A 22,570-nucleotide genomic window follows, 5' to 3' on the forward strand; every position below is an offset into this window, starting at 1 on the left:
GACGTTCGTAGAGCGATCTTTGAGCCAGCTTTTAAATAGCCAATCGCTGCGTCGTTCGGATTAGCGATAAAATTGGAGATCGTTGGAAAGGATCGCTTTTCCAACGCTACAATCTCGCAAATGCGTTGAGCGTTTAAATGGGCTTATGCCCAGAACGGCAAATAGCGCGCGTAACGACGAGATTCGCCCGCCGTCGCATCGGGCTTGATAAGGCCCGCTTCGAAGGTCGCTGCAATCACCTGCGAAATCGTCGCGTTCTTGGCTTCCCCCAAACCGAACCGCTCCCGCAAGCTTTGATTGGTCATTCTCTCGGACAAAACGTACTTCAATGCGCAGTGTTGATAGCAAGCGCGAATACGTCCCTCGCGATCCATCTCCTCGAACGGCTTTTGCCCATAGATGGTCGCCACCGTTCGGTGATGCGCCGCTCTAAAATCCGGCGCGGGCAGCTGATAAGTTTCAGCCAGGGTAATAACCCTGTCCACGCCGCTGCTTCGCTCCTCGCAAATCGACATACGGCGCATGAGGTCCGCGAGACGTTCGTTGCGCGACTGATAGCCGTCGATAAATCGCTCGACCGGAACGACTGGCTCGCCCGGGTTCGAAATTTCCAACCTGTTGGAATAGACCTCGATCATCGGCGACATACCGCCGATCGAAAGATCCTGATGCACGAGAGCATTGGCGATCAGCTCGCGAACGGCATGCTCCGGCAGCAGCTTCACCTTTTGCCGAAGCGCATGCTCAATGATTTCGTTCTGAGGAAGTTGCCCCATTACAAAATCGATCAGGCCCTGGAATCCGACCGCATAACCGCGCTGGCCGATCTGATCGATACGGGTGTCCAGCTTTGAGGCGCCTTCGTAGACAATGACGCGTGGGGCCTTCCTCGCGAGATCGGGAAACTGATCGAGTCGTTTCGCAAGCAGGAGGCCGCCCAGGCGACGGATCGAAAGGCCATCAGGCTCGCGATCGATCAGACGTTCCTGAATGAGCTTTTCAAGAACGCCTTCCTGCGATGTTGGATAGGGCAGTTTGAGGAGCTCGAAGAAGGTCTGGGTATCGAGCAGCTCTACGACCTGGGCTGCATCCAATCCGGATAGCGAAGGTTGCTCGACCCAATCCGGCTGGCCTTCAGCGAAGATGGCCCTCAACCGGTCTGGGGACATGGGCCGCAGGCTCTCGCCCGAACGCATCAGATATTTGCCATCGAGGTGGTGGGCGGACCCCCGAGGGCGGGGTGGGATCGTGAAGACGACGACCCTCCCGTCGTCGTGGTCGACGACCTCAACCTCCACCCGGAAACCCACAGCGAGGAAAAGTCTGTCTGCGGTATCGACGATATTCGGGAACGCCTGACTTCCCACTACGGCCCGAGGCTTCGCGTCAGAGACACCCAAAACAAGATGGCCGCCGCCCTCATTGGCGATGGCGACGCAATATTCCTTCAGCCTATCGAAATTGAAGGACGCCTTGGCTTCCTTGAACTCCAAGGCTTGGTGTTCGGTCGGCTCTTGCCGCCAAAGATCGATCTGCGCCGCCGTGATCGCCATATGTCTCTGATAACGGAAGTCGCCCGATCGGCAATCTCCGAACGGATTGATCAATATACCCGCCGGAGGTCACCCGCCGTTTGATCATGCCGGCAGTGTGCGATCCATGCCTCCAGATCGGAGAGTGCGTAGCGAACCGCCTTCCCGAACTTATAAAATGCTGGACCGGTCCCCTTGGCGCGATAGCACTCCAAAGAATGCGGGCTGAGCGCAAGAAATCGCGCGGCCGTTTCTGTCGTTACGAACGGGACTGAGCCCAGATCATCGACTATGACGGCGCGCGCGACGATGTCCGGCGAAGGCCAACGGCTTTTAGCCATGGGTGACTCCTGTCGAGGGCTTGCGGGCGGAGCGCAATGTTCCTGCGCGTCTGAGCGGCCGGTAGGCGCCCACGGCTGTCTTCGGAGGCGGTAGCGAAAGTGCGGGCCGCCTCAGGGAAGCCAATTCACGATCCTCCATAGGCGAGCTGTTGATGCCCCGGCGAAGGTCGGCGACCCGATCCGCTGCTGCCCGGATCGCTTCATCTTCCGGATGGACGTAGCGCATGAACATCGCGACGGTCTTATGCGCAGTCAAAGCCATCCCGATCTTGGCCGGCACGCCGGAGTTGGCGATGTCGGTCGCGGCGCGATGGCGGATTGCGTGCGTCCCATAGTGCCGTACGCCCGCTCTTTGAAGAACGCGCGCCCAACCGCCTGAATAGGTATGCTCCGGCATCGGCGACTTTGGATCGAAGATCGCCGGGACCACGAACGGACTGCCGGCCAGACGCGGAGCGCGTTCGAACAATGCGATAGCTTCCCGGGTCAGCGGCTTGGACATGCCGCCTGTTTTGCTGTCGGGCCAGACCACCCGCTTGCGGTCATAGTCGATCCACTCCCATCGTAGCCCGAGAATCTCCGAGCGCCGGGCCGCGAATGCGAACTGGAGCCGAATGGCGAGCAGGATGAAGGGATGTTCCAGTCCATCGCGCTCGGCTTGGTTCATATAAGCGAAGAGCCGACGCATCTCGTCGTCGGTGATGAAGGTGGTTCGCGACCGCTCCGGGTAACGCGGGACATGTCGACAGGGGTTTGATCCGTCGGGACGGTAGCCCCAGACCTCGGCCATATTGAATATCTTGCGCAGCAGCGACAGCAGCAGATTGGCTGCTCCCGGCGTGGCCTGCATGGCGCCGATCAGGTCCGCGATGTCGGGTCGGGTGACATCCTGCACCTTCATCGAGCCGAGCTTGGGATTGATGTGCCCCCGAATCCGCTGACGGTTGCCGCGGATCGTACTCGGCCGGTTCCGCGGCTCGGAGTACTCCCGCATAAAGCGCTCACAGAGATCCTCTACAGTCGGGGAGCGGCGGTGCTGCGCCCGGTCTCCGCCGGGGTCCGCTCCCCTGCGCACCTCGGCAAGCCAATCCCGGGCGACTGCGCGCGCCTGCTCCACGCTCATTTCGCCGAAACGGCCGATGGCAGGCTTACGCCTGCACCCCTGGACGGTGGTGTGGGCGAGCATAAAAACCTTGCCGCCGGCGGGCGTGACTTTCAGCAAAAAGCCGGGCGTCAGGGTGTCTCGAACCTCGTAATCCCGCTCTTGGGGCTTGGTCGCCTCGACGAGCGTTTTGGTGAGTTTGGCCTTGGACATCGGACCTCCGTTCAGGTCCGCTTCAGGTGCTTGGCAGGAGCAGCCGGAGAGCGAACCATGTCGTAGAGAGGGCTGCGATCTCGCAAGGCGTTGTTCCGGATTGTCTACCCGTAACAGCTACTTGGCGTAGATTTGGCGGCGATCTCGTAGAGGTTCGTAGACGATTTCCGCTTGCTCAAAATCCGGTTCCGAAAGGAGTGTCGGTTCGAGCCCGACCGCCCGCACCAATCGACTCAAGGCGTGAGATTCATGCCGACGCGAGCACAGCGCCCCAACACACTCATCGCGCGCACGATCTTGTGACTTTGGGTTGCCGATCCGGCGCCCCCTACTGCCTCGCGCCAAGCTTGGCTTTATTTTTGTAGGAGGGTCTCATGCTGAAGAACATCCTGGCCGCGACGGCGGCCGGTCTGGTCATGGTCGCGTCGCTCGGCGCCGCCGCCCCCGCCCCCACGGCCGCCGCGGCGGCCTCGGTCCAGCAGTACTATCCCGGTCCCGGGGTCTATTGCTTCGGCCCGAACCAGTGCTTCCCCATCGCCTATTCCTATGAGGTCTACTCCGACGCCGAGCACACCAACTATATCGGCGGCGGCTATGACACCTGCGTCCAGTCCGGCTCGATGATCTACGTCAGCTCGCCCAACCTGCCGTCCGGCTATGAGGTGAAGACGCCGATGTACGTCTGTACCGAGATGGGGCCGTTCGAGCCGGGCGACTGGAACCCGCCGGCCTGATGAGCTCCTGGGGGCGATCCGCAAGGGTCGCCCTTTCTGCATGGAAAAGCCCCCGTCGGAAGGGGACCAACGGGGGCTCCGACGTTCATCGGGTCAGACCGGGGTGAGGAACTCCGGGCCGTTAGGCGAACGCACTATCTGAACGGATGATTTCAGCCAGTCCGTCGCACCCCCGGCGGATAATTTTCGATAGACGGAGGCGGCTATTCCACTGGTCGCTCCGCCCCCCGCGCCGTGACGTCAGCCGCCCGGCGAACCTGCGATGAGCACATAGCCCGGATGGCCGCTGACCTCGTCGCGCGCGGCGCGCAAGGCGGCCTGACGGCTGGTGAAGATGCCGAGCAGCCGCCCGTCGCGCGAGGCGAAGGTCCACAGGCCGTCGGAGGGTCGAACATCGACCGGAACCCGGGCCATCATGCCGACGCCCTCCCGCATTTCTGGCGGCCGGTCAGTCGGTCGGCTTCGGCCTGCAGGCTTCCGGCCAGCGCCGCCGCAGCCTCGCGGTCGGCCAGCGCTCCGGTGCGGCAGCCGTTGACGGCGACGCACCAGCCGCCCTTGCACGCCCGCACCCTGTAGCGGCGTGGCCGCAGGGGCCGGACCGACGCCGGAGCGCCGTCCGCATATCCGCTCATCATCGGCCGCGCTCCCGATCCGACGATGGACGGGCGCCGAAAGCCAGGCCCACCAGATCCAGCGTCATGCGCCAGACGCCGGGCGTCCCTTGCGGACGCGGTTTAAGACTGTGGATCAGCAGGGAATTGCGGGTCATTTCGACCTCCGTTGCAGAGGCCCCAAATCGACACCCGGCAGGCCTCAGCGCGCCATTCGAAAAGCGGGGCCGCGCATAAGGGCCGCATAATCCCGATGGCCCGTCCTTACGCTTTCCTTATGCCGCCGCCGCGAAAGCGGATGGCGCGCTTACGCGGTTCGGGAGCCTTGTCCGGCCTTCTTTAGTCGGAGGCTGTCGGCATGGCCGATCTGATCTTTCTGGCGTTGGGCGGCGGGGCGTTTGTCGCCTTCGCCGGTCTCGCCGCTGCAATGAAGAGGATGTGACGATGATCGTTTCCATCCTCTGGGGGGCCGGGGCCGTCGTGGTCGCCGCCTACATGATCGCGGCGCTCGTGCGCCCCGAGCGGTTCTAGGGAGCCGCCGTCATGACTGTTCAAGGTTGGGCGGAAATCGCCCTCACACTCGGTCTCGCCGCCCTTCTGGGCTGGCCGATCGGGATTTACATGTCGCGCGTCTGGAACGGCGAGCGGACCTGGCTGGATCCGGTGCTGAAGCCGGTCGAGGCCGTCTTCTACAAGGCCTCGGGCGTCGATCCGACCCGCAGCCAAGGCTGGCTCGGCTACGCCGGCGCCCTGTTGGCGTTCAACGCCGTCGGCTTCCTGTTCCTCTACGCCATCCTGCGCCTGCAGGGCGTGCTGCCGCTGAACCCGCAGGGGTTCGAGGGCGTCAGCCCGCATCTGGCGTTCAACACCGCCGTCAGCTTCGTGACCAACACCAACTGGCAGTCCTATGGGGGCGAGTCGACCATGTCGACCTTCACCCAGATGTCCGGGCTGACGGTGCAGAACTTCGTCTCCGCCGCCACCGGCGCGACCATCGCGGCCGCCCTGGCGCGGGCGTTCGTCGCCAACCGCGGCGAAGGCGTCGGCAATTTCTGGGCCGACCTGACGCGGACGACGCTGTACGTCCTGCTGCCGCTGGCCTTCATTCTCGCCGTCGTTCTGGTCGGCCTCGGCCTGCCGCAGACCCTGTCGGCGCACGCCACGGCGACCACCCTGGAAGGCGGACAGCAGACCATCAGCCTGTTCCAGACCGCCAGCCAAGTCGCCATCAAGCAGCTGGGCATCAACGGCGGCGGCGTCTTCAACGCCAACGCCGCCCACCCGCTCGAGAACCCCTCGCCCCTGACCAATCTGATCACCGCCGTGGCGATCAACGTCATGGGCTGGGCCGCCTTCTTCGCCTTCGGCCGCAGCGTGCTGGCCAAGCGCGAGGTGAGAGCGCTCGCCATCGCCGCCCTGGTTCTTCTGGGGGCCTGCACCTCGGGCATCTACATCGCTGAAAGCCAGCCCGCGCCGGCGCTCGTCGCCGCCGGGATCGAGCAACCGGTGAACATGGAAGGCAAGGAGACCCGCTTCGGCGTGGCGTCCACCGCCGCCTGGGCCGGTCAAACCACCGGCGCCTCCAACGGCTCGGTCAACGGCATGCACGGCAGTCTGATGCCGCTGGCCGGCGGGCTGACCATGTTCCTGATGCAACTGGGCGAAATTCTGCCCGGCGGCATCGGCTCGGGCATCGCCATCATGGTCGTCATGGCCATGCTGTCGGTCTTTGTGGCGGGCCTGATGGTTGGTCGCACGCCCGAGTATCTGGGCAAGAAGATCGAGGCGCGAGAGATCCAGTACGCCATGATCGCGGTGCTGGTCCTGCCCCTGGCCATCCTCGGCTTCACGGCCATCGCGGCGGTCTTCCCGACCGCCTTGGCGGGGCTGCTGAACCACGGGCCGCACGGCCTGTCGGAGATGCTTTACGCCTACACCTCGGCAGCGGCGAACAACGGCTCGGCCTTCGCCGGGCTCACGGCCAACGCACCGTGGTGGAACACGACGCTGGGCATCGCCATGCTGGCCGGTCGCTTCGTGCCCGCCGTCGTGGTGCTGGCCATCGCCGGCTCGCTAGTGGCCAAGCCCAAGCTGGCGCCCAGCCCGGGCACGCTCCCTGCCCACGGCGGCCTGTTCATCGGCCTGCTGATCGGCGTCATCCTCATCCTCGGCGGGTTGCAGTTCTTCCCGGCCCTCGCCCTGGGACCCATCGTCGAGCATTTCCAGATGCTCGGCGGGGCGTTCTGAACGGACATCCCCAATGACCTTCGCAAATCCTGAAATGCCGGGCGGCAAGACCCGCCCGGCGCCTCTGGCGGGCGGCCTCAACGGCGCCATGCTGGGCCGCGCGCTCGGCGACGCCTTTGTCAAGCTGGACCCGCGCAAACTGCTGCGCAATCCGGTGATCTTCACCACCTGGATCGTGGCCCTGCTGGCGACCGTCTCGGCGGTCGCGGCGGTGGCCGGCGGCCAGTCGGCCGGCTTCGCCATCCAGCTGGCGCTGTGGCTCTGGGCCACGGTCCTGTTCGCCAACATGGCCGAGAGCGTCGCCGAGGGCCGTGGCAAGGCGGCGGCTGACAGCCTTCGCGCCACCCGGGTGACGACCAAGGCCAAGCTGATCGTCGACCCGAAGACCGGCACGATCGTCCCGACCCCGGCGCATGAGCTCGCGGTCGGCTCGATCATCCTGGTCGAGGCCGGAGATGTGATCGCCTCGGACGGCGAGATCATCGAGGGCGTCGCCTCGGTCAACGAGGCCGCCATCACCGGCGAGAGCGCGCCGGTGATCCGCGAAAGCGGCGGCGACCGGTCCGCCGTCACCGGCGGCACCACCGTGGTGTCGGATTGGATCAAGGTGCGTATCACGTCGGCTCCCGGCTCGACCTTCCTCGACCGCATGATCGCGATGGTCGAGGGCGCCAACCGCCGCAAGACGCCCAACGAGCTGGCCCTGTCGGTGCTGCTGGCCGGACTGACCCTGGTCTTCCTGATCGCCGTCGTGACCTTGCTGGGCCTGGGCGCCTATTCGGGCGTGAAGCTGGATCCCCTGGTGCTGGGCGCCCTGTTCATCACCCTGATCCCCACAACCATCGGGGGCCTGCTGTCCGCCGTCGGCATCGCCGGCATGGACCGGCTGCTGAAGGTCAATGTGCTGGCCACCTCGGGCCGGGCGGTCGAGGCCGCAGGCGATGTCGACACCCTGCTGCTCGACAAGACCGGCACCATCACCTTCGGCAACCGCATGGCCACCGAGGTCATCCCGGTCCCGGGCGTGCGTCCCGAGGCCGCCCTGCGCGCCGCCGTCACCGCCTCCCTGGCGGACGAGACGCCGGAAGGCCGCTCCATCGTCGAACTGGGCCGCAACGCCGGCATCGTGGTCGAACAGCCGGAAGGCTCCAAGGCCATCCCCTTCACCGCCGTGACCCGCCAGTCGGGTCTGGATGCGGGCAAGGACAGCTGGCGCAAGGGCGCGGTCGACGCCGTGTTGAAATCGCTGGCGCTGGACGAGGCCGCCGCCCCGGCCGAGTTCCGCTCGGCCGTGGACCGTATCGCCCGCTCGGGCGGCACCCCCTTGGCCGTGACCGAGAACGGCGCCCTGGTCGGCGTCATCCACCTGAAGGACGTGGTCAAGCCGGGCGTGAAGGAGCGCTTCGCCGAACTGCGCCTGATGGGCCTGCGCACCGTCATGATCACCGGCGACAACCCGGTGACCGCGGCGGCCATCGCCTCGGAAGCCGGGGTTGACGACTACCTCGCCGAGGCCACGCCCGAGGACAAGATGCGCCTGATCAAGGCCGAACAGGCCAAGGGGCGGCTGGTGGCCATGTGCGGCGACGGCGCCAACGACGCGCCGGCCCTCGCCCAGGCCGATGTCGGCGTCGCCATGCAGACCGGAGCGCAAGCCGCCCGCGAAGCCGGCAACATGGTCGATCTCGACTCGGATCCGACCAAGGTCATCGAGATCGTCGAGGTCGGCAAACAGCTGCTCATCACGCGCGGCGCCCTGACGACCTTCTCCATCGCCAACGACGTGGCCAAGTATTTCGCCATCATCCCGGCGATGTTCGTGGTCGCCCTGCCGGCCCTCGGCGCGCTGAACGTCATGCGGCTGGGCTCGCCCGAAAGCGCGATCCTGTCGGCGGTGATCTTCAACGCCCTGGTCATCGTGGCCCTGATCCCGCTCGCCCTTCGCGGGGTGAAGTACCGGGCCGTCGGCGCCGGAAAGCTGCTGGGCCGCAACCTGCTGATCTACGGCCTCGGCGGTCTCGTCGCGCCCTTCGTCGGCATCAAACTCATCGATCTCGTGATCACCGGCCTCGGCCTGGCCTGATCCTGCAAGGACTGAACCCATGAACCGCAAAACCCAACTGAAAGCCTCCGGCCGTAACGACGCCCTGTTCGCCGGCGCTTGCATCGCCGCCCTCGTCATCGTCGGCGTGGCCGGACAGGCCCGGGCCCAGGACGCGACCGGCCCCAAGATCTCCTGGAACGCCGCCGTGACCTCCGACTACGTCTTCCGGGGCGTCAGCCAGACGCAGGAGAACCCGGCCATCTCGGCGGGCGTCGACCTGACCAACGGCGCCTTCTACGCCGGGGCCTGGGCCTCCAACGTCGACTTCGGCGATGATACCGACGCCGAAGTCGACCTGTACGGCGGCTGGCGGCCCGAGGTCTCCGGCTGGAACCTGGACCTCGGCGGCGTGGCCTACCTCTATACCGGCCAGCCGGACGGGGCCGACTATGACTACGTCGAGCTGAAGGCCGCCGCCTCGCGCGCGGTCGGACCGGTCACCATCGGCGGCGCCGTCTACTGGTCGCCGGACTTCTTCGGCGCGTCCGAGGACGAGGCGACCTACCTGGAGGCCAACGCCGCCTTCGCCCCCGCAGACCGCTGGACGGTCTCGGGCGCGGTGGGCCGTCAGTGGGTGTCGTCGGACCTCGACTACGCCACCTGGAACCTCGGCGCGGCCTATGCCCTGACCGATCACCTGAGCGTCGACGTCCGCTACCACGACACCGACCAGCACGACTTCGGCGACAGCTATGGCGCGCGCGCCGTGGCCTCGCTGAAGGCGGCCTTCTAAGGGGCGATGACATGATCTCCCAACTGCGTCCGGCCCTGGTCATGACGGGCCTCTTCACCCTGCTGCTCGGTGGCGCCTATCCACTGGCGGTCACCGGCGTCGGCCAGCTGGCCTTCCCGGATCAGGCGAACGGCAGCCTGATCCGCGACCGGGACGGCACGGTGCGCGGCTCGGCCCTGATCGGCCAGCCGTTCGCGGAAGGCCGCTACCTGCACCCGCGTCCCTCGGCGGCGGGCGACGGCTATGACGCCTCGGCCTCGTCCGGCTCGAACCTGGGACCGCTGAACCCGGACCTGAAGACCGCCGTCGCCGAGCGCGCCGTCGCGATCCGGGCCGAGGACGGGGCCGGGGTCATCCCCGCCGATGCGGTCACCGCCTCGGGTTCGGGCCTCGACCCGGATATCTCCCCGGCTTACGCTCGGCTTCAGGCCCCGCGCATCGCGACGGCCCGGGGCGTCTCGGTGGAACAGGTCCAGCGCATCATCGGCCGGCACGTCGAACAGCCCACCCTGGGCTTCATCGGCCAGCCGCGCGTGAACGTGCTGATGACCAACCGCGCTCTCGACGCGGAGCTGCCGGCCCCTTGACCATGACTGGACCCGACCCGTCCGCATCGCCAGCCGCCCGCCGCAAGCGTGGGCGGCTGAAGGTGTTTCTGGGCATGTCTCCCGGCGTCGGGAAGACCTATGAGATGCTGCGCGCCGCCCGCCGCCGAAAGGCCGAGGGCGGCGATGTCGTGGTGGGGGTGGTCGAGACCCACGGCCGCCGCGAAACCGAAAGCCTGCTGCGGGGGCTGGAGGTCATGGCCCGTCAGCCGATCGACTATCGTGGCCGCGCCCTGATGGAGTTCGACATCGACGGGGCCCTGACCCGCCGGCCGGGCCTGCTTCTGGTCGATGAGTACGCCCACTCCAACGCCCCCGGCTCGCGCCATCCGAAGCGCTGGCAGGACGTGGAGGAGATCCTGGACGCCGGGATCGATGTCTGGACCACCCTGAACGTCCAGCACCTGGAAAGCCTGTCGGACGTGGTGCTGCGCATCACCGGCGTGCGCCAGCGCGAGGCCGTGCCGGACAGCGTGCTCAGCCGCGCCGACGATATCGAGGTCATCGACATCACCCCCGACGAGCTGCGCAAGCGGCTGGGCGAGGGCAAGGTCTATGTGCCCGAGACCGCGCGGCTGGCGTCCGAGAATTTCTTCAAGGTCGAGAACCTGACCGCCCTGCGCGAACTGGCCCTGCGCCGGGCCGCCCAGACGGTGGACGACCAGCTGGTCGCCACCCTGCGTGAGAAGGGCGTCGAGGGGCCCTGGGCGGCGGGCGAGCGCATCCTGGTGCTGGTCGGCGGCGACGCCATGGCGGCCACCCTGGTCCGCACCGGACGGCGCATGTCCGACATGATGATGGACGCCCCCTGGACCGTCGCCCACGTCGAACGGCCCAGCGGCGGCGTGGCCGACGCGGTCGGCGCCGCGCGCCTGAACGAGGCGGTCAAGCTGGCGGAACAGCTGGGCGGGCGCAGCGTGCGGCTCAGCGGCGACGACGTGGTGCGGACGGTCATGGACTACGTCCGCCGCAACAACATCACCCAGATCGTCCTGGCGCGCGGGCGCGAGAACCGCTTCAGCGCCTTCCTCGGCCGGTCGCTGGCCGCCGAATTGCTCCGCGCCGCCCAGGGCGCCGCCGTTCACATCATCACCGACGCCGGCGACGAGCCGGAGCGCCGCCTCCGCCTCTGGCCCATGCCGTCGCATACGGGCTGGACCGGCTATGGGGTCGGAGTCGGGCTGGTGCTGCTGGCCACCGGTCTGGGCGTCGTGCTGGACCGCAGCTTCGAACGCGTCGACCTGGGCGTCATCTATCTGGCGGCGGTCGTCGGCGCCGGCGTGCTGTATGGCCTTCGCCCCGCGCTGGCGGCGGCGACCGCCGCCTTCCTCGTCTACAACTTCCTGTTCCTGCGCCCGCTGTACAGCCTGGCGATCGGCTCCCCCACCGACCTGCTGACCCTGGTGCTGTTCTGGGCCGTGGCCCTGACCACCGGCGCTTTGGCGGGACGGGTGCGCGAGCAGGTCCGCAATGCCCAGCGCCGCGCCTCAGCCGTCTCGGCCTTGCTGGCCGCCAGCCAGACCCTGTCCGGCGCCGAGGACGCCCGCGCCACCGCCCGGGCCCTGGCTGAACAGGCCTCCGCCGCCGCCGGGGCCAAGGCCGTCGTCTTGCTGCCCGAGGGCGAGGACCTGATGGTCGCCGCCTCCGCGCCTCCGGTCGATCCGCCGCTCCAGCTCGGCGCCGCCGCCATGGCCGCCGCGCGCTGGACCTGGGAGAAGGGCGAACCCGCCGGCCACGGCACCGGCACCCTGCCCCAGACCAGTTGGACCTTCCGCCCCCTGCAGGGGGTGCGCGGCCGTTCGGGCGTGGCCGGCATCGAGGCCGACGCCCTGGCGCCCGGCTCGGACGAAGAGCGGCTGGCGCTGGCCATCCTCGACCAGGGCGCCGTCGCCATCGAGCGCGCCGATCTGGCCGGACAGGCGCTGGAGACGGCGACCCTGAAACGGACCGACCGCTTCCGCGGCGCCCTGATGAACTCGGTCAGCCACGACCTGCGCACGCCGCTGTCGACCGTGCTGGGGTCCGCGACCACTCTGATCGACTATGGCGACACCCTGACGCCCGCGATCCGCGCCGACCTGCTGCTCAGCATCCGCGAAGAGGCCGAACGGCTGAACCGCTACGTCGGTGACCTGCTGGACATGACCCGGCTTGAGGGCGGCGGGCTGAACATCAAGTCCGACTGGACCGACGTGCGGGATGTGCTGAACGCCGCCGCCGGGCGTATCTCGCGCCGCCTCGACAAGCGCACCCTGACCCGCGACTTCCCCGCCGACCTCAGCATGATCATGGTCGACGAGGGCCTGCTGGAGCAGGCCGTGGTCAATATTCTCGAGAACGCGATCGCCTACAGCCCCGACGGCTCCCGCATCGAACTGGCCGCCTATGAGGATCGCGGCTCGGTCGTCATCTCCATCGAGGATGAGGGCAAGGGCATCCCCACCGCCGAACTGGAGCGGGTGTTCGACAAGTTCCGCCGCATGGAGGAACCCTCGGACCGGACCAAGGGCGCCGGGCTGGGCCTCGCCATCGCCAAGGGCTTCGTCGAGGCGATGAACGGCCGCATCGCCGCCGCCAGCCCCATCGTCGATGATCACGGCACCCGCGTGCTGATCAGCCTGCCCAAGGCCATCGCCACCCACCGGGACCTGCTATGATCACTCCAGCAAGACGCGTTTTCGTGACGCGAACCGCTCACACTTCGCTTGAAAACGCTTGGGCCTATGTCCGCCGCTAGAACCACCGTCCTGGTCATCGACGACGAAGCGCAGATTCACCGCTTCCTGTCGCCCGCGCTGGACGCCGCCGGCTTCGATCCGAAACGCGCCGACAGCGGACAGGAGGGCCTGCGCGCCATCGCCCTGTGGAACCCCGACGCCGTCGTGCTCGACCTCGGCCTGCCCGACATGGACGGCAAGGACGTGCTGCTCCGTGCTCGCGAATTCTATCAGGGTCCGATCATCATTCTCTCCGCCCGTGACCGCGAGGCCGAGAAGATCGAGGCGCTCGACCTCGGCGCCAACGACTATGTCGAAAAGCCCTTCGGCGTCGGCGAACTGCTGGCCCGACTGCGCGTCGCCCTGCGCCTGAAGACGGGCGCCGACCAGCCGCACGGCCCCATCACGGTCGGCGACCTCGTCATCGACCTGGACCGCCGTCTGGTCACCCGCGCGGGCGAACAGGTGCGCCTGACGCCCAAGGAATACGACGTCCTGGCTCAGCTGGCCCGCGCCGCCGGCAAGGTGATCAGCCACAAGGACCTGCTGACCGCCGTCTGGGGCGCGGCCCACGCCGCCGACACCCAGTACCTCCGCGTCGTCGTCGGCCAGCTCCGGCAGAAGCTGGAGCCCGACCCCGCCCAGCCCCGCTGGATCTCCACCGAACCCGGGGTCGGATACCGGCTGCAGACCTAGGGCTCGGGCGCGGACTACACGCCCGCGACGTGCCCAAGCGTGGCTTTGTCGTCGCGGTCATTGATAATGATTTGCAAATTCATTTGATCGCGGATAACCGACCCGCCCAGTCAGTTTGCGGGGTGCATCCATGGTCATGCGTCATCTTCTTTCGTCAGCGGCGGCGGTCGCCCTGCTGGCCCACGCTGGCGGCGCGGCGGCCCAAGCAGCGCCGCAGACGCCGCCCAAGCCCATCCCTACCGTGGTCATCGACGACTCCGGCGCCGCCCCCGCCGCGCCGGTCTACGGCACGGGCGTGGAGGCCGGGACCACGACCTTGAACCGCGAGGCGGTGGACAGCCGCGCGCCCGGCTCGGGCGACGTCAACAGCCTGTTGCGCATCCTGCCGACGGTTCAGTTCAGCAACTCGGCGGGCGCCGCCAGCCGCGAGTCCCTGCAGGACCTGCGCCCCGAGACCATCTCCATCTCGGGCGGCTCGGTGAACGAGAACCTGTTCGTCCTCGATGGCGTCGGCGTGAACTCCTACATGTACGACGGCGATGAGGGTGCGGGCGACTTCACCGGCTTCGGCGTCGCCGCCGCCTCGGCCCAGACCCATTGGGTCGACGCCAGCCTGGTCGGCGCGCTGACGGTGCGGGATTCCAACATCTCGGCCCGCTACGGCGACTTCACCGGCGGCGTCGTCGAGATCGCCACCCGCGCCCCGTCGCACGTGTTCGGCTTCGAAACCTACTACGGCCTGACCAGCGACGGCATGGCCGAGTACCGGGTCTCCGACCTGGCCCGCACCGCCATCGGATCGGGCGCCATGCCCGCCACGCCCGAGTTTGAGAAGGAGCGCTTCGGCTTCAGTGCGGACCTGCCGGTCAACGAACGGCTGCGCCTGCTGGCAGGCTATAACCGCAGCACCTCGACCGTCACCAACTTCCCCGGCAACAACTATCTGGCCTACGGCGCGTTCAACCTGCGCAGCAAGGGCGAGAACGTCCTGCTGAAGGCCGAGTACGATCTCGCCGACACGGTGACCCTGACCGGCCAGGTCAACTACACGCCCTATGAGAGCCAGGCCCGCCAGACCAACACCGCCTACGACAACCTGATCACCTCCAACGGCGGCGGACTGACCGCCCGGATCGGGCTGGACGGCGAGCGCGGGACCGCGGCGTGGAGCCTCGACCTGACCTATGCGAACACGGACAACACCCGCGACGCGCCGTGGGGCACGTTCAACATCTCGACCGCCGCGCCGGGTATGGCGGGATGCTCCGCCACGACGTCCTGCACCATCGGCGCGGCGGGAGACTTCATCCAGGAGCAGGACGACATCCGCCTGAGGGGCGACTGGGCGCAACCGCTCGGCCTCGGAAACCTGTCCGTCGGCTTCGAGGTCTCCAACGTGAAGGCGCACCGCGAGCGGCCGCAGGAGCTGATCTCGCACCTGACCAGCAACATCAACGTCAACACCGTCTGCGTGAAGGGCGAGAACCTGGCCTGCCGCAACGGCTCCTACGCCCTGACGACCCAGCTGCGTTACGGCGCCTTCGACGCCCGGGCCGAGATCAACGCCTACGCCCTGTGGGCCGAGTACCAGGTCGATCTGGCCGGCTTCGACGTCCGCGCGGGCCTGCGCTACGACCACGAGGACTTCCTCGACAATCACAACATCGCGCCGCGCCTGTCCGTCTCCCGCGACCTGCCCTGGGCCGGAATGAACCTGACCGCAGGCCTGAACCGCTACTATAACCGCAGCTTCGTCGGCTACGCCCTGCGCGAGGGCGCCGGGGTGACGCGCACCTACACCCGCACCCCCACCATCGTCGGAACCGAGCGCCGCTGGAGCGACAACTGGGTCCTGAGCAGCCACACCGACAGCAACCGCTATTCGGGTCTCGGCCTGGACACTCCGTATTCGGACGAAGCGACCCTGGCCCTCACCGGACCGCTGGCCTGGATCGGCGGCGAGTACCGGATCAAGGGCGTGCTGCGCGACACCCGCGACATGATCGCGCGCTCGGTCCGCACCACCGAAATCTACGACCGCGAGACCGGCACGACGGCGACCCGCAGCGTCTACACGGCCACCAATGACGGCGAGCGCAGCTACCGCGGCCTGTCGCTGGAATATACGCGCCGCTTCGGGGACGACCACACGCTCACGATGAGCACCAACTTCTCCCACACCGACGCGACCAACCTCAGCTATTTCACCATGGCCGACGAGGTCGAGCTGTCCGGCCAGAAGGTCTTCTACAACGGCCAGGTCGTGGACCTGCTGGAAGCCATCGCCGACAACCAGCTGCAGGACTACGCCTCTCCCTTCATCCTGAACGGGGACTGGAGCGCGCGCTGGTTCGACGGACGCGTGCGCACCAACGTCAACGCCCGCTACCGCGAGGGCTACCAGCGGGTCGCCGACACCGGCGTCAACACCACCGTCGGCGGCGTCAGCTATGACGTCTACGGCAAGGTCGACATTAAGGATTCGGTGGACGTGAACCTGTCGACCCAGGTCGACATGGCCCGCACGGCCTACGGAAACGTCTCCCTCGATTTCCGGGTCAACAACCTGTTCAACACCGTGCTGAACGACAACTACATTTCGCCGGCGCAGCCGTACCAACTGGGCCGCAATGCATGGGCGTCCGTGAAATTCCGCTACTGAGACACATCCCCCGGCGCGCCGCTCCGGCGTCCGTCGTCCTGGCGATCGGCCTGATCGCCGGGGCCTGGGCGTTCGACAGCGTGCGCGCCCAGGATTCGGCAGCGCCCGTTCGCGCCGTCCTGTCCGAAACCCCGACGGCGGAAGAGCTGCGCGCCGCCTACGCCGGAGCGCCCGAGGCCTGGCCGGCCCCGACCCTGAGGGCTGGCGCGGTCTTCACCGAGTTCGCCGCCCTGCCCCCGCCGGCGACCCCGGCGGACAATCCGGTGACGGTCGAGAAGACAGCCCTCGGCCAGCGCCTGTTCGACGATCCGCGCCTGTCGGCCTCAGGCCAGATCGCCTGCGCTTCCTGCCATGCGCGCGAGCTGGGCTTCGCCGACGGCCTGCGCACCTCCTTCGGCCACGACCGCCAGCGCGGCAAGCGCAACGCCCCCTCCGTCGCCCCGTCCGCCTGGATGCCGATCCTGTTCTGGGACGGTCGCGCCGACACCCTGGAGGCGCAGAGCCTGCATCCCCTGGTCGATCCGCTGGAGATGGCCGGCGCCCTGCCCGAGATCGAGGCGCGCATCGCCGCCGACCCGACCTATGCCGAAGCCTTCCGCGCCGCCTTCGGCGACGACCGGGTCACCGTCGAACGCATCGCCAAGGCGCTGGCGACCTTCCAGCGTAGCCTGCGTCCGGGCCAGGGCCGCTGGCGCCGGTTTATCGGCGGCGACCGGCGCGCGCTCAACGACCAGCAGCTGCGCGGCCTGCACCTGTTCCGCACCAAGGCCGCCTGCGTCAGCTGCCATAGCGGCCCGGCGTTCAGCGACGGCCGGTTCCATAATCTCGGCCTGACCTTCTACGGACGCGAGCACGAGGACCTGGGCCGTTACCACGTCACCGGCCGGCCCCAGGATGTCGGCGCCTTCCGCACCCCCAGCCTGCTGGGCGTCTCACGCACCGGGCCATGGATGCACAACGGCCTGTTCCCGCTGATGGAGGGCATCGTCCGCTTCTACAACGCGGGCGGGGCGCATCCGCGTCGACCCATCGGATCGGAGAACGATCCGATGTATCCGGTCACCGATCCAATGCTGGAGCCGCTGAACCTGACCGACGAAGAGATCGACGACCTGGTCGCCTATCTGGAGTCTCTCTAGGCGGCGCCCCTGGCCCGGTAGTCGATGTTCACCGTGAAGTCGCGCAGGCTCCAGCGTGCGCCGGAAGCCGGTCGCGGGAAGGGCTGGGAAGCGGCGATCTGGTCCAGCGCCGCCCGGTCCAGCGCCCTGACGCCGCTGGAACGCACCAGACGCAGCCGGTGCACCCGACCGCGGCGATCCAGCTGGAAACTCACCGTCACGACGCCGCGCGCGCCGCCCGGATGGCGCTTGTGGCGTTCGATCCAGGCCAGGACCTCGGCGGACCAGGTGTCGGTGTCGGCCGCCGCGGCGGCGCCCAACGACTGCCCGCCGCCGCCCTGGGTCGCGCCCGGCGTCGCGGCGTCCGCGGTCACCTGGCCCCGTTCGCCCGCGCGTCCGGGGCCCGCCGGGCCGGGCGTGTCGGTGCGGCTGTCATCCGGGCGGCGCGCCTGTTCGGAGGGTTGCGGCTGGACGGAGAGCGGAACGGTCAGCTCCGCCGGAAACACCGCCGGGGTCAGGTGCGCACGGGGGCGATCCGCCGCTTCGGGCCGCGCGGCGCCCCCGGCCTGGCGCTCGGCCTTCGCCGCGGCGGAGGGCGGCGTCGGCGAGTCGAAGCGGGGCGACGGCATGAGCGTCAGGTTGATCACCGGCGCGGCCCCTCCGATCAGCTCAGGCGCCGCCTGCAGGCCGAACAGCGCCAGCCCGCCCACGTGCGCAGCCGCGACCAGCGCATAGGCCAACACATGCCCGCCCGGCGTGGCGGTCGTGCTCTGGCGGGGGCGGAAGGACATGAACGCCGCGAACCGGGTGAAACAGGGGCTCGCCTAATATCGATAATCACTCGCAAAGACCAGCCGGCGCGGCCTGTTCGCGCCCTGGGCGCCGCCGTTCAGTCTGCCGGACTCCAGCCTTCCTGCACCGGCTCGACGCGGAAGGTGTCGGGCGTCCGGCCCGTGGCGGCGTCCGTCAGGGTCAGCGAACAGCGCGTCCCCGCCTCGTTGGGCGACACGACGTAGCTATGGCCCGCCGCCGGCACGAAGACGAAATGCGAGCCGCAGAAGATCATGGTGACGCCCGCGGTCCGCTCGGTCTGCAACTCGAAATACATCGGGACGCCGGCCGCGATGACCTCGGGCTTGTCATAGGCGAAGAGCAGTCCGCCAGAGATGTTCGCCCGCCGCGACCACTCCGCGTTCGACACCATCAGCTCGGCGTGATCAGCGTCGGTCAGGGCCCCGCGCGTCAGCGCGATATGGGCGGTTGGCGCGCCTTTCGGCGCGACATAGGTCGGCGTGCAGGCGGCTGCGCCCACAGCGGCGATCAGCACGACCGCGGCGATGAGTCTGGACATGTGGTCGATCCCCCGATTGCTCTCTCCGAAGGGTAAGCAGACCGCCGTTCGCCCGGCAAGAAACGCTAGAGAACGTCCAGCACCGTTTCCTTCGGCCGCGCCAGCACCGTGCCTTTCGGCGTGCGGACGAACGGCCGTTCGACCAGGATCGGATGCGCGACCATGGCCGCCAGGATGGCGTCGTCAGAGACGCCCGCCTCCAGCAGGCCCAATTCGCCGATCAGCGCCCCAGCCGCCTCGCCCTTGGTCCGCATCGCCTCACGCGGGGTCAGTCCCGCCTCGGCCAACAGCGCCTTCAGCCCCTCGGCCGTCCAGCCGGTCTTCAGGTACTCGATCACCTGCGGATCCTGGCCCGCGTCGCGGATCATCTGCAGCACATTGCGCGAGGTGCCGCAGTTCGGATTGTGGAAGATGGTCACGGTCATGGGCGGCCTTATAGCCACTCCGTCGATCTTTTCACCGCCCACCGGTTGCGATTGTCGCACCCCGACCGCATGTGGCCCCGATGACCTCCCCCACGCCCGACGCCGCCCCGCCCGCCGCCAAGGGCCCGGGGTTCCCCGAGTTCGTCTGCCTGATCGCCATGTTCATGGCGCTGAACGCGCTCGCCATCGATTCCATGCTGCCGGCCCTTCCCAACATCGGCGAGGCGCTCGGCGTAGTCACCGAGAACAGCCGCCAGTGGGTCATCACCGCCTATCTGCTCGGCTTCGGCGGGGCCCAGATCGTGTACGGCCCGCTGGCCGACCGCTATGGCCGCAAGCCGGTGCTGATCGCGGGCCTGCTGATCTATGTCGTCTTCGCCGTCGCCTGCGCCTTCGCCCCGAATTTCGGCCTGCTGATCGCCGCCCGCGTCGCGACCGGCATCGGCGCGGCCGCCACCCGGGTGCTGGCCGTGTCCATCGTGCGCGATCGCTACTCCGGCCGGACCATGGCGCGGGTCATGTCGCTGAGCTTCCTCGTCTTCCTGGGCGTGCCCATCCTGGCGCCGACGGTCGGCCAGCTGATCCTGACCGTCGCGCCCTGGCCTTGGGTCTTCGGCGTGCTGGCTGTGTTCGGGGCGGTCGTCCTGACCTGGGCCGCGATCCGCCTGCCCGAGACCCTGCATCCGGAAGACCGCCTGCCCATCAACGCCCGCCGCATCGCCGGCGCCTTCCGCGAGGCCGTCACCAACCGGGTGTCCATCGGCTACACCCTGGCCATGACCTGCATCACCGGGGCGCTGTTCGGCTTCATCAACTCCAGCCAGCAGATCTTCTACGATGTCTTCAAGGCGCCGGAGCTGTTCACCACCATCTTCGCCGCCATCGCCGGCGGCATCGCGGTGGCCAGCCTGCTGAACTCGCGCTTCGTCGAGAAGCTGGGCTCGCGCCTGATCTCCCACACCGCCCTGCTGGGCTTCATCGCCATGGGTGTGATCCACAGCGCCGTGAACCTGAGCGGCCATGAGTCGATCTGGACCTTCGCCATCCTCCAGGCCCTGACCATGTTCTGCTTCGGCTTCATCGCCGGCAATTTCGGCTCCATGGCCATGGAGCCCATGGGCCATATCGCGGGCACCGCCTCCTCGGCCCAGGGCTTCATCTCCACGATCATCGGTTCGCTGATGGGCTTCGCCATCGGCCAGTCGTTCAACGGCTCGGCCACTCCCATGGCGCTGGGCTTCACGGTCATGGGCGTTCTGGCCCTGGTCTTCGTCCTGATCGCAGAGCGGGGCCACCTGTTCCGCGCCAAACATCTGACGCCCGTCGCGCGCGCCTCTTGATCTTTTCGCTGCGCCGGGGCGTTGTCCGGCCAGCGAAAAGAACACGGCCTCGATACGCCCGAACGGCGGCGGGCCACAGGAAGGACGCACCATGATCCGGACTCTCGGCCTCGTCTCCGCGCTCGCGCTCGCCACCGCCCTGGGAGGATGCGCCATGACCGCTTCCGGCTCCGACATGCCGCCCCTGCCCGCCTCGGCCACCGCGCCGATCCAGTATGTGCGCGACGTCCACTCCTACGCCCGGCCCGAGATCGCCCACGTCCGCCACGTCGCGCTGGACCTGGCCGCGAACTTCCAGACCAACACCCTGTCCGGCACGGCCACCCTCGACATCCAGGGCGTGCCCGGCGCGACGGAGGTCATCCTCGACGTCCGCAACCTCGACATCCGCACCGTCACCGACGGCTCGGGCGCGGCGCTGCAGCACAGCACGGGTCCCTCCGATCCGATCCTCGGCCAGGCCCTGACCGTGCGCTTCCCGGCGCTGGCCGCCGGTGCGACGCAGAAGGTCGTGATCGGCTATTCGACCCGCCCGGACGCCGCCGCCCTGCAATGGCTGACCCCGGCCCAGACGGCGGGCGGCCGCAAGCCCTATATGTTCAGCCAGGGGCAGGCGATCCTGACCCGCACCTGGGTTCCGACCCAGGACAGCCCCGGCATCCGCCAGACCTGGGACGCTCGCATCGTCGCGCCGGCCGACCTCAAGGTGGTGATGAGCGCCGAGACCCTGACCACGGACGGCGAACCGGTCGAGGGCGGCAAGGCCTGGCGCTTCCGCATGACCAATCCGGTCCCGCCCTATCTGATCGCCGTCGGCGTGGGCGACGTGGACTTCGCCGCGATCGACGAACGCACCGGGGTCTGGACCGAGCCGTCGCGTCTGCGCGCCGCCCATAACGAACTGGTCCCGACCGCCCGCATGGTGGACGTGGCCGAACAGCTCTACGGCCCCTACCGCTGGGGCCGCTATGACTTGCTGGTCCTGCCGCCTTCGTTCCCGTTCGGCGGCATGGAAAACCCGCGCCTGACCTTCGCCACCCCGACCATCATCGCCGGCGACCAATCGCTGGTGTCGCTGGTGGCGCACGAACTGGCGCACAGCTGGTCGGGCAACCTGGTGACCAACGCCACCTGGGCCGACTTCTGGCTCAATGAAGGCTTCACGGTCTATTTCGAGAACCGGATCATGGAGGCCCTGTACGGCCCCGACCGGGCGCTGATGCTGCAATCCCTGGGCTGGGGCGACCTGCAGACGACGCTGGCCGACCTGCCGCCCGCCGACACCCGCCTGAAGCTTGAACTCGACGGCCGCGATCCGGACGAGGGCCTGACCGACGTCGCCTACGAGAAGGGCGCCGCCTTCCTGCGCACCATCGAGCGCATCGTCGGCCGCGAGCGCTTCGACGCCTGGCTGAAGGGCTATTTCGAGCGCAACGCCTTCCGCCCGATGACCACCGAACTGTTCCTCCAGGACATCCGCGCGCATCTGGTGACCACCAAGGCGCTGGAAGACCAGATCATGATGGACGCCTGGATCTACCAGCCGGGCATGCCGTCGAACTGGCAGCCGCCGGTATCCAACGCCTTCGTTCCGGTCGATGCGGCGGCGCGGGCCTTCGCCGCCGGCGGCCCGGCCTCGGCCGTTCCGTGGGCGAACTGGTCGACGCAGGAGCGCCAGCGCTTCCTCGCCTGGCGTCCGCCCGTGCCGCCGGCCAGCGGCCGCTGGTTCTCGGACGCCCAGCTCGCCGACCTGGAATCGACCCTGCACCTGAAGACCGAAGGCAACGCCGAGGTCCTGTTCGCCTGGCTGCAGATCGCGGTCCAGCACCGCTACCAGCCCGCCGTGCCGACGCTGGAGCATTTCCTGACCACCCAGGGCCGCCGCAAATTCGTGCTGCCGCTCTTCACCAGCCTGTGGGCCCAGTACGAATGGGGGCGCCCCATCGCCACCCGCATCTACGCCCAGGCCCGTCCCGGCTATCACCCGGTCACGACCAACTCGGTCGACGCCGTCGTGGGCCGGCCGAACTGAGCAAAGC

21 protein-coding genes are annotated in these 22,570 nt (G+C 68.0%); 12 read left to right on the forward strand and 9 right to left on the reverse strand.

The window, feature by feature from the left end; translation table 11 throughout:
• Positions 1-143: 143 nt before the first annotated feature.
• The 3 genes from AC07NB_RS06970 to AC07NB_RS06980 are packed head-to-tail and all read right to left on the reverse strand — an operon-like array spanning position 144 to position 3,188.
• Complete coding sequence (locus AC07NB_RS06970; protein WP_494571856.1) at positions 144-1,607, reverse strand: ATP-binding protein; 1,464 nt, start codon at positions 1,605-1,607, stop codon at positions 144-146.
• Positions 1,604-1,873, reverse strand: coding sequence for a helix-turn-helix transcriptional regulator (locus tag AC07NB_RS06975; RefSeq protein ID WP_494571857.1), 270 nt, complete (start codon positions 1,871-1,873; stop codon positions 1,604-1,606). Before AC07NB_RS06975 ends, AC07NB_RS06970 begins: the two co-directional genes overlap by 4 nt.
• Positions 1,866-3,188 (reverse strand): tyrosine-type recombinase/integrase, encoded by a 1,323-nt coding sequence (locus tag AC07NB_RS06980; protein ID WP_494571858.1) that lies wholly within the window; start codon positions 3,186-3,188, stop codon positions 1,866-1,868. Before AC07NB_RS06980 ends, AC07NB_RS06975 begins: the two co-directional genes overlap by 8 nt.
• 374 nt (positions 3,189-3,562) lie before the next feature.
• Between AC07NB_RS06980 and AC07NB_RS06985 the strand changes: the two genes are divergently transcribed.
• Positions 3,563-3,922, forward strand: coding sequence for a hypothetical protein (locus tag AC07NB_RS06985; RefSeq protein ID WP_494571859.1), 360 nt, complete (start codon positions 3,563-3,565; stop codon positions 3,920-3,922).
• 240 nt (positions 3,923-4,162) lie between these two features.
• On the opposite strand, the gene AC07NB_RS06990 is transcribed toward AC07NB_RS06985, so the two are convergent.
• The 3 genes from AC07NB_RS06990 to AC07NB_RS07000 are packed head-to-tail and all read right to left on the reverse strand — an operon-like array spanning position 4,163 to position 4,691.
• Positions 4,163-4,339, reverse strand: coding sequence for a hypothetical protein (locus AC07NB_RS06990; RefSeq protein WP_291837608.1), 177 nt, complete (start codon positions 4,337-4,339; stop codon positions 4,163-4,165).
• Positions 4,336-4,557 carry a hypothetical protein gene (locus tag AC07NB_RS06995; RefSeq protein ID WP_494571860.1) on the reverse strand — a complete coding sequence of 74 codons (222 nt, stop codon included), beginning with the start codon at positions 4,555-4,557 and terminating at the stop codon, positions 4,336-4,338. The genes AC07NB_RS06990 and AC07NB_RS06995 overlap by 4 nt, the downstream gene beginning before the upstream one ends.
• Positions 4,554-4,691, reverse strand: coding sequence for a hypothetical protein (locus AC07NB_RS07000; RefSeq protein ID WP_291837611.1), 138 nt, complete (start codon positions 4,689-4,691; stop codon positions 4,554-4,556). Before AC07NB_RS07000 ends, AC07NB_RS06995 begins: the two co-directional genes overlap by 4 nt.
• A gap of 280 nt (positions 4,692-4,971) precedes the next feature.
• On the opposite strand from AC07NB_RS07000, the gene AC07NB_RS07005 reads away from it, so the two are divergent.
• The 9 genes from AC07NB_RS07005 (at position 4,972) to AC07NB_RS07045 (ending at position 17,436) form a co-directional block, all read left to right on the forward strand.
• On the forward strand, positions 4,972-5,064 hold the full coding sequence (locus tag AC07NB_RS07005; protein ID WP_492314038.1) for a potassium-transporting ATPase subunit F: 93 nt from the start codon (positions 4,972-4,974) through the stop codon (positions 5,062-5,064).
• A 12-nt stretch (positions 5,065-5,076) separates the two neighbouring features.
• The gene (gene kdpA, locus AC07NB_RS07010; protein ID WP_494571861.1) at positions 5,077-6,780 is read left to right on the forward strand and encodes a potassium-transporting ATPase subunit KdpA; all 1,704 of its coding nucleotides are present in this window, start codon (positions 5,077-5,079) and stop codon (positions 6,778-6,780) included.
• A 34-nt stretch (positions 6,781-6,814) separates the two neighbouring features.
• A complete protein-coding gene (gene kdpB, locus AC07NB_RS07015; RefSeq protein ID WP_494571901.1) occupies positions 6,815-8,863 on the forward strand; it encodes a potassium-transporting ATPase subunit KdpB in 2,049 nt (682 codons plus the stop codon).
• 19 nt (positions 8,864-8,882) lie between these two features.
• Complete coding sequence (locus AC07NB_RS07020; protein WP_494571862.1) at positions 8,883-9,617, forward strand: TorF family putative porin; 735 nt, start codon at positions 8,883-8,885, stop codon at positions 9,615-9,617.
• A gap of 11 nt (positions 9,618-9,628) precedes the next feature.
• Positions 9,629-10,204, forward strand: coding sequence for a K(+)-transporting ATPase subunit C (kdpC, locus tag AC07NB_RS07025; protein WP_494571863.1), 576 nt, complete (start codon positions 9,629-9,631; stop codon positions 10,202-10,204).
• Positions 10,205-10,206: 2 nt separating this feature from the next.
• Complete coding sequence (locus tag AC07NB_RS07030; protein ID WP_494571864.1) at positions 10,207-12,879, forward strand: DUF4118 domain-containing protein; 2,673 nt, start codon at positions 10,207-10,209, stop codon at positions 12,877-12,879.
• A 66-nt stretch (positions 12,880-12,945) separates the two neighbouring features.
• Positions 12,946-13,635: a winged helix-turn-helix domain-containing protein gene (locus tag AC07NB_RS07035; RefSeq protein WP_291838579.1), complete on the forward strand. Its 690-nt coding sequence runs from the start codon at positions 12,946-12,948 to the stop codon at positions 13,633-13,635.
• A gap of 136 nt (positions 13,636-13,771) precedes the next feature.
• A complete protein-coding gene (locus AC07NB_RS07040) occupies positions 13,772-16,297 on the forward strand; it encodes a TonB-dependent receptor (protein WP_494571865.1) in 2,526 nt (841 codons plus the stop codon).
• Positions 16,270-17,436 carry a cytochrome-c peroxidase gene (locus AC07NB_RS07045; protein ID WP_494571866.1) on the forward strand — a complete coding sequence of 389 codons (1,167 nt, stop codon included), beginning with the start codon at positions 16,270-16,272 and terminating at the stop codon, positions 17,434-17,436. The genes AC07NB_RS07040 and AC07NB_RS07045 overlap by 28 nt, the downstream gene beginning before the upstream one ends.
• Here AC07NB_RS07045 and AC07NB_RS07050 read toward each other — a convergent pair.
• The 3 genes from AC07NB_RS07050 to arsC form a co-directional block, all read right to left on the reverse strand.
• Positions 17,433-18,206, reverse strand: a complete 774-nt coding sequence (locus tag AC07NB_RS07050; protein WP_494571867.1) for a TonB family protein — start codon at positions 18,204-18,206, stop codon at positions 17,433-17,435. The genes AC07NB_RS07045 and AC07NB_RS07050 overlap by 4 nt on opposite strands.
• A gap of 98 nt (positions 18,207-18,304) precedes the next feature.
• On the reverse strand, positions 18,305-18,766 hold the full coding sequence (locus AC07NB_RS07055; RefSeq protein ID WP_291839174.1) for a hypothetical protein: 462 nt from the start codon (positions 18,764-18,766) through the stop codon (positions 18,305-18,307).
• A 65-nt stretch (positions 18,767-18,831) separates the two neighbouring features.
• The gene (gene arsC / locus AC07NB_RS07060; protein ID WP_492314046.1) at positions 18,832-19,191 is read right to left on the reverse strand and encodes an arsenate reductase (glutaredoxin); all 360 of its coding nucleotides are present in this window, start codon (positions 19,189-19,191) and stop codon (positions 18,832-18,834) included.
• 80 nt (positions 19,192-19,271) lie between these two features.
• On the opposite strand from arsC, the gene AC07NB_RS07065 reads away from it, so the two are divergent.
• Both AC07NB_RS07065 and AC07NB_RS07070 read left to right on the forward strand, forming a co-directional pair.
• Positions 19,272-20,531, forward strand: coding sequence for a multidrug effflux MFS transporter (locus AC07NB_RS07065; RefSeq protein ID WP_291839167.1), 1,260 nt, complete (start codon positions 19,272-19,274; stop codon positions 20,529-20,531).
• Positions 20,532-20,685: 154 nt separating this feature from the next.
• Positions 20,686-22,563 (forward strand): M1 family metallopeptidase, encoded by a 1,878-nt coding sequence (locus AC07NB_RS07070; RefSeq protein WP_494572567.1) that lies wholly within the window; start codon positions 20,686-20,688, stop codon positions 22,561-22,563.
• The last annotated feature ends 7 nt before the right edge of the window (positions 22,564-22,570 follow it).

It is taken from the genome of Brevundimonas sp. GW821-FHT09G01 (genome assembly GCF_059416065.1).